Here is a 12527-nt window from a genome sequence, read left to right on the forward strand (position 1 = left end):
GCCGAATTCACTGCCCGCTGCGGGCCAGTGCCGCCGCCAGTTCCGCCCGGCCGCGGACGCCGAGTTTGCGATAAGCGCTGGTCAGGTGCAGTTCCACCGTCCGCACGGTGAGGAACAGCGACTCCGCGATCTCCCGGTTGGTCGCCCCGTTGGCGGCGCGGGCCGCGACCCGGCGTTCGCTGCCGGTGAGGCTGTCGGCCGGGGAGTCGGTCCCCCGGCGCAACCGGCCGCCCGCCTCCAGCAACGCCGCCGAGGACAGGGTCACCTGGCGGCGGTGGCGAAGTAGGACGGAGCGATCCAGGGAGCTGCGGAGGCGTTTGCGGGCGGCTTCGGCGTCGCCTGCGCGAAGCAGGGCCCGGCCGAGGAGGTATTCGGCGCGGGCGTGCTCGAACTTGCCTGGTGAGGTGGCCAGGGTGCGGACTGCTTCGGTGAGCAGGCGGATGCCTTGCGGGCCGGGGGTGACGGCGCCCTGGGCGGTGAGGGCCATGCCGAGGGCGCGGGGGGTGCCCCAGCGGCGGCAGAGTTCGGCGCCGTGGTCGGCGATGGCGGTGGCCTCTTCGAGGCGGTCCTGGTCGGCGAGGAGGAGGGCGGCTTCGTACCACCAGGGGGCCAGGACGGGGTTGTCGATGGTGCCTTCGGCCAGGCTCAGGGCGCATTGCTGGAGGGTTTCCAGGGCGCGGTCGGTTTCGCCGAGGGCCTCGTAGGTGCGGGCGCGGGCCATCAGGTAGTAGTGGTACTCCAGGGTGAAGGCGTCGAAGCGGTCGCGGAAGGTCTCGTTCAGGATCTCGTCGGCGCGGTCGGGTTCGCCCAGGTCGGTGAGCACCACGGCGAGGGCGACCTGGGGCATGACCATGGCGCCCGCCCAGTTCTCCTGGACGACCAGGTCGTAGCAGGACTGGGCGTCGGCGAGGGCTTCGACCAGGTCGCCGTTCCAGTGCCGGACGAGCGCGCGCAGGCTGGTGACCAGGCAGTAGGTCCAGGCGGCCCCGGTGGCCTGCATGTGTTCGACCAGCATGTCCAGTGCCTCGGGCATGGCCACGGTGTCATCGGCCAGGTAGAGGGTGTAGATCGAGCCCAGGATGGTCCAGCCACCCACCTCGACCTCGTTGATCTTCAGTGCGCGCCGGGTTTGTTCGGCCAGTTCGGCGGCGGGGCGGGCCTGCAGCATGCCCAGCAGGGCGAGTCCGGCCAGCAGCTGGCGTTCCTCGGCGGTGTCGCCCGGCGGGTTGGCGCGGTGGGCGAAGCGTTCGCCGAGTTCGCGCACGTTGGTCTTCTCGTCGATGCCGGAGGCCAGCATCGAGGATTCCAGCACGGCGCGCAGCGCCCGATCGGTGCTGTCCGGCTCGGGGCCGATGGTCTTGGTCAGCGCGTCCAGGGTGGTGCAGGCCAGGGCGAAGGCGCGGATGGAGTTCTGCGCGCGCAGCGAGGTCAGCGTGTACTGGAGGACGAGCGGGACCTGGCGGCGTGGGTCGGCGAGGAGATCCAGGGCGCGTTCCAGGTGGCGCAGCGCGGTGGTGGGTTCGATCATCGCGAGCACCCGGGCGAGCTGGCTGAGCACCGGCACGTCGGCGTCGTCCACGGCGAGCACGCGTTCCAGGTAGCTGGCCGCCATCCGGGGTGCGCCGCGGTGTTCGGCGCCGGTGGCGGCCTCGCGCAGCACGTCGGCCATCCACGGTTCGGGGGTGCCGGGCAGCAGCACCAGCAGCACCGCCACCTCCTCGGCGGGCCTGCCCGCGTCGTTGAGCAGGGTGGCGGCGCGTTCACGGAGCTGGTCGAGTTCGCCTGCCGGGGTGCCGCCGAGCACGGTCTGCCGGATGGTGTCGTGCACGAATTCCGGGCCGGGGCCGTAGTCCTCGGCGGTGACCAGATCGCGGCGGCGTAGTTCGCTGATGGCCGCGGTGGTGGTGCGGTGGTGCGCCCCGGCCAGCGCGGCGATGAGTTCCAGGGCCTCGCCGGGCAGGATGGCGATGGCCCTGGCCACGGCCAGGAAGTGTTCGGGCAGCCGGTCCAGCACCGAGCGGGCGACCACGGCCCGGCCCAGGTCCTCCAGCAGCGCCGGGTCGGTGCGGTCGCCGTCGTGTTCGCCCAGCCGGGTCAGCATCCGGCCGAGCAGCAGCGGGTTGCCGCCGGTGAGCTGGGCGCAGCGGGCGGCGAAGGCCAGTTCCGGTTCGGCGCCGAGCACCTTGGTGAGCAGTTCGGCCACCGGGCGGGCGCTGAGCGCGGGCAGGTTCACCGTGTGGCACAGGGAGAGTTCGGCGATCTCGGCGAAGACCTCGGTGACCGGGGAGTCCTGGTCGGTGCGCTGGGTGAGCAGCAGCAACAGCGGCAGGTCCTCGGCCCGGCGGAGCAGGAAGGCCAGCCAGCGCAGCGAGGGGTCGTCACACCACTGGAGGTCGTCCACGGCCAGTACCAGCAGGCCGTCGGCGGTGAGGCCGACGGTGAGCCAGTGCAGGCCGTGCAGCACCGAGTACGCGGTGTTGTGCTGGGTCGGATGCTGTATTTGCGGGTCGACCGCGGGCAGCGCGTGCCGGGCGCTGCCGTCCAGCAGCCGCCCAGCCTCCCCCGCCTGGGTCAGGTGCAGTGGCTCGAACAGCGCGCGGACCGCGGCGTAGGCCCCGCTGCCCGCGTCCCGGCAGCGCGCGGTCAGGGTGCGGGCGGCCAGTGGCCGGATCCGGGTGAGGGCGGCCTGCAGCAGGGTGGTCTTGCCGATGCCCGCCGGACCGCGGAGCAGGACCGCCTGGCCGGTGCCGGCCCGCGCCTTCTCGGCGATCTCGACCAGCAGGTCCAGTTCCCGGTCCCGCCCGACCAGCGCTGTGTCCCTGCCCCCGTTCATGACGGAATCCTAGCTCCCGGCAACCAGGCCGTCCGTCTCTGTTCCAGTCCGCGAGAGGCCCGGTCCCGGTCCGAGCTTCTGGGCGTTTTCCTGCCCGAGAACCCGCAAGGTGGACCCGCGGGGCGTGGCCGTCCCGCCTGGCAGCCAAGGAGGAGCTATGCCGGCAGACGAACCGGCCCGGTGCCCGGTGGTGGACTTCCCCAGACGGGTCCCCGGCGAGGCGTTCCCACCGGCCGACTACGCCCGCTTCCGCGAGCTTCCCGGCCTGGCCCGCACCAGCCTGCCGACCGGCCAGGAGGTCTGGCTGGTGACCAGGCACGAGGACGTGCGCGCGGTGCTCACCGACGCCAGGGTCAGTTCGGACCCGACAAAGGAGGGTTTCCCCAGTTTCGGCCGCACCGGGGGCGTGCCGCGGTCCGATGAGGTGCCCGGCTGGTTCGTGGGTTACGACCCGCCCGAGCACAACCGGTTCCGCAAGGCGCTGATGCCCGAGTTCACCGTGCGCCGGATGCGCGAGTGGCGGCCGGCGATCCAGAAGATCGTGGACGAGCGGATCGACGCGATGCTGGCCCGCGGCGACAAGGCCGACCTGGTGGAGGACTTCGCGCTGCCGATCCCCTCCCTGGTCATCTCCGCCCTGCTCGGCGTGCCCTACGCCGACCACGACTTCTTCGAGTCCCGGACCCAGGTGCTGGTCAGCCTGGGCTCCTCGCACGAGGAGCGGGAGGCCGCGGGCAAGGCGCTGCTGCGCTACGTCACCCGGCTGATCGCGATCAAGCAGAAGTGGCCCGGCGACGACCTGATCAGCCGGATCCTGGCCGCCGGGGTGCTGACCCCGGAGGAACTGCCCGGCACCGGCATGCTGCTGCTCATCGCCGGCCACGAGACCACCGCCAACAACATCGCGCTGGGCGTGCTGACCCTGCTCCAGAACCCGCAGTGGATCGGCGACGACCGGGTGGTGGACGAGACCCTGCGGCTGCACTCGGTGGCCGACCTGGTGGCGCTGCGGGTGGCGGTGGCCGACCTGGAGATCAACGGCCAGCTCGTGCGGGCCGGTGAGGGCATCATGCCGCTGGTAGCCGCGGCCAACCACGACGAGTCGATGTTCGGCTGCCCCGGCCAGTTCGACCCGGAACGTGGCGCCCGCCAGCACGTGGCCTTCGGTTACGGCGTGCACCAGTGCCTGGGGCAGAACCTGGTGCGGGTGGAGATGGAGATCGCCTACCGGACACTGTTCGAGCGGATTCCTGGACTGCGGCTGGCGGTGCCGGTGGCGGAGCTGCCGTTCAAGTACGACGGGGTGCTCTTCGGCGTGCACTCGATGCCGGTCACCTGGTAGGTGTCGCGGTGGTCGCCTGCAACTGGATCTGCACCAGCAGTTCGGTCAGCAGGCGCCCCGCGGCTTCGACCCCGCCTTCGGCGCTGGTGTGCGCGACGAGCTGTTCGGCCCGCCTGCGGTCGCCGTTGGCCACCGCGGCGACCAGCTCCGCCGTGCGACCGCGTAGCCAGCTGAAATCCTCCATGCCTGTCCTCCCCGTTTCGGCTCCACTCCTTGTATAGGGGCAGCCGGTGGCGGCAGCTATCCGTGGCTGCCTGGTTTGCCTCGGAGTCCCGCCTGGTTGCCCGATTTTCCCGGTGGCAACGGGAAGAAGCCGCTCGTGCGGCGGGCGTAGGCGGCGTAGTCCGGGCGGTGCAGGCGGAGGTGGCGTTCCAGGATGGGTTTGCCGCCGAAGCCGCCGGCCAGCAGGGCCGTCATCAGCAGTGGGGCGAAGACGGTGGCGGCGCCGAGCCAGGTGTCGCAGGCGAGCAGGTACAGGCCCCACCACAGGCAGGCGTCGCCGAAGTAGTTGGGGTGCCGGGTGTAGCGCCACAGGCCCTGGTCGAGGACCTTGCCGTGGTTGGCCGGGTCGGCGCGGAATCGGCGCAACTGCCCGTCCGCGACTGCCTCCAGATAGAAACCCGTCAGCCAGACGCCGGTGCCGATCCAGTGCAGCAAGCTCAGTTCGCCGCCGAGGTACTGGGTGAGCTGGACCGGCAGCGAGACCAGCCACAGGTACCCGGCCTGCACCAGGTAGACCCTGGTCAGCAGGAAGGTCTTCGGCCGGGGGCGGGCGTTGGCCATGACCACGATGGCGGCGTAGCGCCGGTCCTCGCGCCGGTGCCGGTTGCGGGCGTGGATGTGCGCGGACAGGCGCAGGCCCCAGATCACGGTGAGTGTGGTGACCAGCAGGCGGACGGGCAGGGTGCCGTGACCGGCGGAGAGGGCGAATCCGGCCAGGGCCACCACGACGAAGCCGAGGCCCCAGACGCTGTCGATGGTGTCGTAGCGGTTCCGGCGCACGGCCACCCAGAAGGTGATCAGGGTCAGCAGGAGCACCAAGGCCAAGGTGAGGGCCAGGTTGAGGCCCAGTGGGGCGAGGTCAGGCATGGTGGAACCGCCGGGCCTGGTCGAGGTCGCCGTTGGTCAGGCCGAACTTCGCGTGGAACATGCGGGGGTTGAAGTACACCGCGATCCGGGGTGGGCCGTCGCTGGTCTGCTGGGCGCTGACGTAGGTGTGTGCGTACATCTGGGACGCGGGGTCGGGACCGGCGAAGACCTCGGCGCAGCGCTCGTAGGCCGACCGCGCGGCTTCGGGGGCCTGGTAGGCGGACAGCACCTCGCGGATCATCGTGCGGGCCTCATTGTCGTTGCGGCAGTGCGGGGTCAGCGCGAACTGGTGGGTGACCGAGTCGATCGGGTCGGGCCTGCCGTGGACCAGGGCGATATAGGTGCCGCAGGCCCAGAAGCGGCGGCTGTTGGACCGCCATTGCAGCCGGGTGCGCGCGGGCACCCCGTCCGGCCAGCCGGATCGCGCCGCGGCGCTCTCGGCCAGCCGGGCCAGGGCCGGACCGTCTCCGGCAAGGCGGTGCGGGGCGAGCCGGTCCAGGCGGGCCAGACGCTCGGCGGCGAGGCGGCCGCGATGCTGCGCGTACAGCTTCACCCGGGCCGCCGGGCTGTCGCCGAGGTCGAGGCAGAGGTAGGACAGCACGTCCTCGGGGTGCAGCGCGTTGGCCAGGCGGGGCCACTGGCCGGGGAAGCCGAGTGCGGTCAGCAGCTCGTCGCAGGTGGGGCCGCAGGTGCGTGGTGTGGTACCGCCGAGCCAGAGGTAGACCTTGCCTGCCGGGCGCCGGGCGCGGGACCAGCTCAGGGTGTGGAAGGCGGCCATGGGTGGTCGCCGGGCCGGGTCCGGGGTCAGCAGGTGCTCGATCCGGCGCAGCCGGGCCGGGGACAGGTCGTAGACCTCGGTCAGCCGGGCGGTCAGTCGTTGGGCGGCGGCCCAGTAGGTCGCCGGGTTCGAGGGCTCGGCCAGTGCCTCGACGGTGGCCCGTAGCGCGACCGGGCCGTCGGTGAGGACGACGGAGAGTTCCAGCGGGGTGTTGTCGGAGGTCAGGGTGGACCAGAGTGGGGGCTGGTCGATCCGGCGGTCGCCCCAGGACTCGGTCAGGGTCCGGTAGCCGTCGAGCACCTGGGGTGCCAGGTCGGGCAGGTCGGTGGCGCGACACAGTTCGCGCAGGGCGGTCTCGCCGAACTCGCGCATGGTGGTCATCCGGCCAGCACCTCCCGCAGGGCCGCGGCGAAGGAGTAGGGGTGGGTGCGGTAGCCGTCGTGGCCGCCGGGCAGCTCGACCGTGGCGGTGCCGAGCAGCTCGGCCAGGGCCAGGGTGGAGCGGGTCAGCAGGGTCTCCCGGCCGGTCCCACACGCGCGCACCGCCGGAGTGATCACCGTGGCCGACTCGCGCAGAGCCGCCCACGCCTGCTCGTCCGGCTGGTACTCCCAGGTGGCGCCGAAATCGTTGGTGAGGAAGAAGTTCAGGTTGGCCGAGGTGCGCCGGGTCGGTGGTGACCAGGCCACCTCGGCGGTGCGGTCGGTGTGGTCGGTCAGCGGCACTTCCAGCACCTGACTCATCCGCCGGAACACCGCCTGCCAGCCGCCGGTGCGGTGCAGCCGTTGTGCCTGACCGACCACGCCGTGCACCGCCGCCCGGTCCTCGGCATCGAGCAGCGACGGCAGCGGCGGTTCGTGGGCGACGAAACGGCGGATCAGGTCCGGGTGCTGCCGTACCAGGTCGAGTCCGATCACCGCGCCGGTGCTGGAGCCGAACACCACTGCCCCGGTCAGGCCGAGGCCGGTCAGCAGGCCGTGCACGTCCGCCGCGTGCTGCCGGATGCCAGGCGCGGCAACGGGATCGTCGACCGTGGTGCGGGTCTGGCCGCGGCGGTCGTACGTCAGCACGGTGAAGTCGGCGGCCAGGGTCTCGGTGAGCGGGCCCGCGCAGTCGGCGTCGCCGCCACCGCCCGGCAGGATCACCAGTGGCGGGCCGCTGCCGCAGATCGCGTAGTGCAGTCCGGCGCCGGGCACCCGCAGCAGGCCGGTGCGCACCGGGCTCACCACTCGGTCCTGGGCACGGACATGCCCTGGAAACGCCAGGTCTGGGCCAGGTCGCCGTTGGTCAGGCCGAAGCGGGAGTGGAACATCCGGGGGTTGAAGTACACCGCGATCCGGGGTGTGCCGGAGTCGTCGTGACGGGCGCTGACGTAGGTGAGGTTGTACATCTGCTTCGCCGGGTCTGGTCCGACCAGGGAATCCACGCAGCGGGTGTAGGCCGCGCGGCTGCGGTCGGAGACGGCGAAGGCATCCAGAACCTCGTGCACCATCCGGTCGGACTCGGCGTCGTTGCGGCAGCGGGTGGGCAGCGCGAACTGGTGCAGCACGGTGTCAATCGGCTGCGATTGGCCGTGCACCAGCGCCACGTAGGTGTCGGCCGACCAGTAGCGACGGCTGTTGGACCGCCACTGGAGTTTGGTCCGGGCGGTGGCGCCGGGAGCCCAGGCCGAGCGTTGTTCCGCGCGGTTGGCGATCCTGGCCAGTGCCGGGCCAGCCCCGGCGTGTGGGTTGGCGGCGAGGCGGTCGAAACGCTCCAGGCGTTGTGCGGTCAGTCTTCCCCGGTGCTGCACGTACACCTTGGTGCGGGCCGAGGGCGCGTCGCTGAGGTCCAGGGAGAAGAAGGGCACCACGTCATCCGGGTGCAGGGCGTCCGCGATCCGTTGCCACTGGCCGGGAAACCCGAGCAGGGTCAGTGCTTCGTCGTAGATCGGCCCGCAGTAGCCGGGTTCGGACCGGGGCACGCACAGGTAGATCTTGCCTTCGGGGGCCCCGGTGCGGGACCAGCCCATGACGTGCAGTGCCACCATGGGCTGGCGCAGGCCGGGGCGTGGGGCGAACAGGTGCTCGATCCGGTGCAGGTGCTCGGTGTACAGGCCGTAGGTCTCGGCCAGGCGCGCGGTCAGCCGTTGCGCGTTGGCCCAGTAGCCGTCGGGGGTCGGTGGGTCGGCGAGGGCCTCGATGGCCACTCGCACGGCGACCGGTTCGTCTTGCAGGAGAACGGAATACTCGATCGGCGTGCTGTCCGGGGTGAGGATCGACCAGGGCGGGCCGTCCTCGATCCGCCGCTGGCCCCAGGATTCGGTCATGATCCGGTAGCCGTCGACGGCCTGGGTTTCCAGCTCGGCCAGCCCGGAGGCCTGGCAGAGCCGCCGGACGGCGAGTTCGCCGTAACCGGCCATGGTCTGCGGAATGGGTTCGCCTGGCTGGAACATCATCGGAAGAACCTCATCGGCATGGTCGTGATCCCGTTGATGGCGGTGGAACTGAGGTGCTGTGGCTCCTGGACGAGGCTGAAGCGCAGGCGGCGGTGGGCCAGTTCCTCGATCAGCGAGCTGAGCAGCAGCCGGGCGGCCTGCGCGCCGGCGCAGTAGTGCGCTCCGCGGCCGAAGCCGAGGTGGGCGCTGGCCGGGCGGCCGGGGGTGAACCGGTACGGGTCGGGGAAGACGGACTCGTCTCGGTTGGCCGAGGCTACCCAGGCGGCCACCCAGTCGCCCGCGCGGAGTTGCCTGCCGCCGAGTTCGATATCGGTGGTCACCCGGCGGACCAGGCTCTGGGTTGGGGTGGCCCAGCGCACGCCCTCCTCGACCAGGGCCGGGAGGTGGGCGGGTTCGGCGTCCCACAGCTCGGGTTGTTCGGCCAGGCGCAGCAACAGGTGTGCCGCGACATGGGGTGTGGTGGTGTTGCCGCCGATCAGGGTGCTGTAGAGGTTCAGCAGCACATCGCGGCTGCTGGTGGGTCCGTCGGACAGGGTGATCGAGCGCAGGTCGTCGGCGAAGGCGTTGCCGTTCTGCAGGGCGGTGTGGATCAGGTGGAAGAGCTTGGCGTGCGTGTGCTGGAGGGTGGTTGTGGTGCTGCCCCTGGTGAATTCCGGGTCGGCGGGGGCGATGCAGCCGATCGCGTGGAACACCATGGCGTCCCAGTCCCGCTCGGGCAGGTCCAGCAGCGGGCCCAGGGCGAGCATCGGCAGTCGCCGCAAGGCAGGCATGATGTCCTGCTCGCCCAAGGGCAGGGCGGCGACCAGGCGGTGCACGCGCTCGCGGATCGCCTCGGCGTGCGCGCGCACCGCGGCCGGGCCGAGGTGGCGCATGGTGAGTGCGCGGAGCGGGGCGTGCGCCGGCGGGTCGGCGAGGACCACGGTGCGTCCGCCCGCCGGGTCCGGGGCTCCGATGGAGTCCAGGATGGTGCCGGACGCGGAGCTGAAAGTGTTGGTGTCGCGCAGGATTGCCGCGCAGTCCCGGTGGGTGAAGACCGACCAGTAGGGCACGCCGGACGGGGTGCGGTCCACACGCACTGGTTCGGTCTGGCGTAGGCGGTGCCAGGTGCTGTGCGCGCTGCCCGTCGCGTAGGCGGCCGGATCGGCCAGGTCGAATGGCTGGTGCGGCGGCGGGCCAGGCTCAGTGCGCACCGGCACCGCCCGCCTGGATGAGTGCGGCCATCTTGCGGATGGTGTTCCACTGGGACGGGGTGTGTCGTTCCAGGGAGACCGCGTAGGTGTGCTCCACGTGCACCATCAGCTGCTCGACGTTGAGCGAGTCGATCAGCCGGTACTCCAGCAGTGGGGTGTCGGCGTCGAACTCGATGTCCTCCCCGGGTAGCAACACCTCGGCGATGAACTGGTGCAGCTGCTTCTCGGTCTCGTTCACCGGTGTTTCTCTCCCTGTATTTCGGCGAGCAGCTGCTGCCGGTCCACCTTCCCGGTGGCGGTCCGGGGCAGCTGCTCGAACTGGCGGAGGGTGTCGATGACCAGGTGACGCGGCAGCCGTTCGGCGAGAAACCGCTTCACCTCGATGGCGGACGGCGTGCGGCCCGCGCGGGCACGGACACAGGCGCACAGCCGGGCCCGGTGCCCGCTGCCGGTCACCAGGACCACCGCCTCGGCCAAGTCCGGGTGCGCGGCCAGCACCGCCTCGATCTCACCCAGTTCCACCCGGTGGCCGCGAACCTTGACCTGATGGTCGCGGCGGCCGAGGTAGTCGAACGCGCCGTCGGCACGCGGCCGGACGAGATCACCGGTGGCGTAAGGCCCTTGCCGGCCAACGGCTTCGCCCAGGTAACCGGCCATCACCGTTGGCCCGTCCACCACCAGCTCGCCCACCTCGCCGGGACCAGCGCGGCTGCCGTCCGGGCGGATGGCCCAGACCTGGTTGTCACACGCGGCGGTGCCGATGGGGATCGGGGTGGTGTGCTCGGTGGGAAGCGAACCGACCGGGTGGTAGGTACAGACGTTCGTTTCGGTGGGGCCGTAGAAGTTGTACAGCGCCAGCTCTGGCCAGCGCGCCCGCAGTGCCTTGAGGTCGGGCAGTGGGAAGACCTCGCCCGCGAACAGCACGGCCCGCAGCGGCAGGTCGTCTATTTCCAGTAGACGGCCGTGTTCCATCATCAGGGTCAGGGCCGAGGGCACCGAGTACCAGACGGTGATCTGGTGTTCCCGGATGAAACGCACCAGGCCGCGGGCCGGGGTGCCCGCCGGAATCAGGTGCACCGAGGCGCCCGTGTGGAAGGCCGCGTACAGGTCGAACACGGACAGGTCGAACTGGAACGGGGCGTGGTTGGCCAGCCGATCCCCGCCGTGCACAGCAAGCAAACCGACCGCCCAGTCGACGAAGGCGAGTGCGGCGCGATGGGTGACGCAGACGCCCTTGGGCTTGCCGGTGGATCCGGAGGTGTAGAGCACGTAGGCCAGTTCCCCGGGCGAACCGACCGATTGGTCGGGACCGGGCCGGGCCGGGAACTCCCCAGGGCTCAGGGCGGGCATCGAGGTCAGCTCGGGGTTTAACTCAGCCAGTTCGGCCAGCCGCTCCCGGGTCGTGATCACCGCCGCGGACGCGCAGTCCGCGATCAGGTCGGCGACCCGCCGGGCCGGGCTGTGGGAGTCGACCGGGACATAGGCCGCGCCCAGCCGCAGCACGGCCTGCATGGCGGCCACGGCGAAGGCCGACTTGTCCAGCCACAGCAACACCAAGTCCCCGCCGCGCACCCCTAGATCGGCCAGTGCACCGGCGAGCCGGTCGGCGAGGTCGTCGAGTTCGCGGTAGGTCAGCTGACCGTCCGGAGCGCTGATCGCGAGCGCGTCCGGGGTGCGGTGGGCCTGTCCGCGCAGGAGCTGTTCGAGCCTCACAGCCCCAGTCCTCTCGCGATGAGGTCGCGGTGGATCTCGGAGGTGCCGGAGAAGATCGTGCTGGGCAGGGCATCGCCGAGCGCGTCGACCACGCCGCCCTCGGACAGGAAACCGGTGGCCCCGTGCAACTGGATGGCGTCGAGGGCGTTCTGGATGGATGCCTCGCTGACCGCCAGCTTGGCCAGGGAGACCTCCAGGGTGCTGTCCATGCCACGGTCCCGCCGCGTGCAGGCCCGGTACAGCAGCAGCCGAGCGCTCTCCAGGCGGAGCTTCATGTCGGCGATCCGGTGCGCGACGGCCTGCTGCCGGGACAGTGGTTTGCGGAACTGCCTTCGGGTGCGCACGTGCGCGATCGTCTGTGCCAGTTGACGGTCCATCGATCCCAGGTAGGCCGCGAAAAGGCAGGTGCGTTCCCAGGCCATGGAGCTGCCGAAGATGGTGCTGCCCGCGCCTTCGGCGCCGAGCCGGTTCGCGGCGGGCACCCGGCAGTCATCGAGGTAGATCGGGGACAGGGGCGAGGTCGCCAGGCCAGGCTTGGCAAAACTCGGCCCGACGGTGAGTCCAGGCGAGTGCCGGTCCACCACGAACGCGCTGAGCCCGAAGTGCCCGTCGGCGGGGTTTGTGCTGGCGTAGACCAGGATGTGGTCGGCGACCGGACCGTTGGTGACGAAGCTCTTCACGCCGTTGAGCACGTAGTCCGCGCCGTCTCGGATCGCGGTGGTGCGCAACGCGTGCACGTCGGAGCCCGCCTCCGGCTCGGTGATCGCGTTCGCGGCGATCCACTCCCCCGAGATCAGCCTGGGCAACAGCCGGGTGCGCAGCTCCGGCCCGCCGTGTTCGGCGATCGGCATCGCGCAGGCGAACAGGTGCGCGCAGGCGGAGAAGAGCAGCCCCAGGTCCTGGCAGCCCTTGGCGAAGGCTTCGATCACCAGCGAGGTGCTCAGCGAGTCCAGGTCAAGGCCGCCGTCCGCGGTGGGCACGCTCAGCCCCAACAGCCCGAATTCCCCGCAGCGACGCCACATATCCCGGTCGAACCGCCCCGCGCGCACTCGCTCCGCCAGACCGCCGTTCAGTGCGGAGCCCAGTTCGAACGCGCGCTCGGCCAGTGCGCGCTGTTCCTGGTTCGGCTCGAAATCCATTGCCCTGCC

11 protein-coding genes are annotated in these 12527 nt (G+C 71.2%); 1 reads left to right on the forward strand and 10 read right to left on the reverse strand.

Annotation, left to right across the window (positions count from 1 at the left end; genetic code table 11):
• Positions 1–7 precede the first annotated feature (7 nt).
• Positions 8–2833 (reverse strand): ATP-binding protein, encoded by a 2826-nt coding sequence (locus ACTOWY_RS08260; protein WP_441309018.1) that lies wholly within the window; start codon positions 2831–2833, stop codon positions 8–10.
• Between the two features lie 157 nt (positions 2834–2990).
• Between ACTOWY_RS08260 and ACTOWY_RS08265 the strand changes: the two genes are divergently transcribed.
• Positions 2991–4175 (forward strand): cytochrome P450, encoded by a 1185-nt coding sequence (locus tag ACTOWY_RS08265; protein WP_441309019.1) that lies wholly within the window; start codon positions 2991–2993, stop codon positions 4173–4175.
• Here the strand turns inward: ACTOWY_RS08265 and ACTOWY_RS08270 are convergent.
• From ACTOWY_RS08270 to ACTOWY_RS08310, 9 genes are read right to left on the reverse strand one after another with little or no spacing between them, the layout of a single operon-like run.
• Positions 4165–4359 carry a hypothetical protein gene (locus tag ACTOWY_RS08270; protein WP_247765001.1) on the reverse strand — a complete coding sequence of 65 codons (195 nt, stop codon included), beginning with the start codon at positions 4357–4359 and terminating at the stop codon, positions 4165–4167. The genes ACTOWY_RS08265 and ACTOWY_RS08270 overlap by 11 nt on opposite strands.
• A gap of 56 nt (positions 4360–4415) precedes the next feature.
• On the reverse strand, positions 4416–5264 hold the full coding sequence (locus tag ACTOWY_RS08275) for a DUF1295 domain-containing protein (protein ID WP_441309020.1): 849 nt from the start codon (positions 5262–5264) through the stop codon (positions 4416–4418).
• Positions 5257–6423 carry a hypothetical protein gene (locus ACTOWY_RS08280; protein ID WP_441309021.1) on the reverse strand — a complete coding sequence of 389 codons (1167 nt, stop codon included), beginning with the start codon at positions 6421–6423 and terminating at the stop codon, positions 5257–5259. The genes ACTOWY_RS08275 and ACTOWY_RS08280 overlap by 8 nt, the downstream gene beginning before the upstream one ends.
• Positions 6420–7265, reverse strand: a complete 846-nt coding sequence (locus ACTOWY_RS08285) for an alpha/beta fold hydrolase (RefSeq protein WP_441309022.1) — start codon at positions 7263–7265, stop codon at positions 6420–6422. Before ACTOWY_RS08285 ends, ACTOWY_RS08280 begins: the two co-directional genes overlap by 4 nt.
• Positions 7262–8476: a hypothetical protein gene (locus ACTOWY_RS08290; protein WP_441309023.1), complete on the reverse strand. Its 1215-nt coding sequence runs from the start codon at positions 8474–8476 to the stop codon at positions 7262–7264. Before ACTOWY_RS08290 ends, ACTOWY_RS08285 begins: the two co-directional genes overlap by 4 nt.
• Positions 8473–9666, reverse strand: a complete 1194-nt coding sequence (locus tag ACTOWY_RS08295; RefSeq protein WP_441309024.1) for a cytochrome P450 — start codon at positions 9664–9666, stop codon at positions 8473–8475. Before ACTOWY_RS08295 ends, ACTOWY_RS08290 begins: the two co-directional genes overlap by 4 nt.
• Positions 9656–9904 carry an acyl carrier protein gene (locus ACTOWY_RS08300; RefSeq protein WP_247765007.1) on the reverse strand — a complete coding sequence of 83 codons (249 nt, stop codon included), beginning with the start codon at positions 9902–9904 and terminating at the stop codon, positions 9656–9658. Before ACTOWY_RS08300 ends, ACTOWY_RS08295 begins: the two co-directional genes overlap by 11 nt.
• Entirely contained in the window at positions 9901–11379 is a 1479-nt protein-coding gene (locus tag ACTOWY_RS08305; protein WP_441309025.1) for an amino acid adenylation domain-containing protein, read from the reverse strand. Before ACTOWY_RS08305 ends, ACTOWY_RS08300 begins: the two co-directional genes overlap by 4 nt.
• Entirely contained in the window at positions 11376–12518 is a 1143-nt protein-coding gene (locus ACTOWY_RS08310; RefSeq protein WP_441309026.1) for an acyl-CoA dehydrogenase family protein, read from the reverse strand. The genes ACTOWY_RS08305 and ACTOWY_RS08310 overlap by 4 nt, the downstream gene beginning before the upstream one ends.
• Between the last annotated feature and the right edge of the window lie 9 nt (positions 12519–12527).

It is taken from the genome of Crossiella sp. CA198 (assembly GCF_052078295.1).
In the GTDB taxonomy this organism is placed as follows: Bacteria; Actinomycetota; Actinomycetes; order Mycobacteriales; family Pseudonocardiaceae; genus Crossiella.

What these genes read in the sequence shown, in the direction of transcription:
- ACTOWY_RS08260 (WP_441309018.1), bottom strand. Translation starts at nt 2,833, where the DNA reads ATGAACGGGGGCAGGGACACAGCGCTGGTCGGGCGGGACCGGGAACTG.
- ACTOWY_RS08290 (WP_441309023.1), bottom strand. Translation starts at nt 8,476, where the DNA reads ATGATGTTCCAGCCAGGCGAACCCATTCCGCAGACCATGGCCGGTTAC.
- ACTOWY_RS08275 (WP_441309020.1), bottom strand. Translation starts at nt 5,264, where the DNA reads ATGCCTGACCTCGCCCCACTGGGCCTCAACCTGGCCCTCACCTTGGCC.
- ACTOWY_RS08280 (WP_441309021.1), bottom strand. Translation starts at nt 6,423, where the DNA reads ATGACCACCATGCGCGAGTTCGGCGAGACCGCCCTGCGCGAACTGTGT.
- ACTOWY_RS08310 (WP_441309026.1), bottom strand. Translation starts at nt 12,518, where the DNA reads ATGGATTTCGAGCCGAACCAGGAACAGCGCGCACTGGCCGAGCGCGCG.
- ACTOWY_RS08270 (WP_247765001.1), bottom strand. Translation starts at nt 4,359, where the DNA reads ATGGAGGATTTCAGCTGGCTACGCGGTCGCACGGCGGAGCTGGTCGCC.
- ACTOWY_RS08265 (WP_441309019.1), top strand. Translation starts at nt 2,991, where the DNA reads ATGCCGGCAGACGAACCGGCCCGGTGCCCGGTGGTGGACTTCCCCAGA.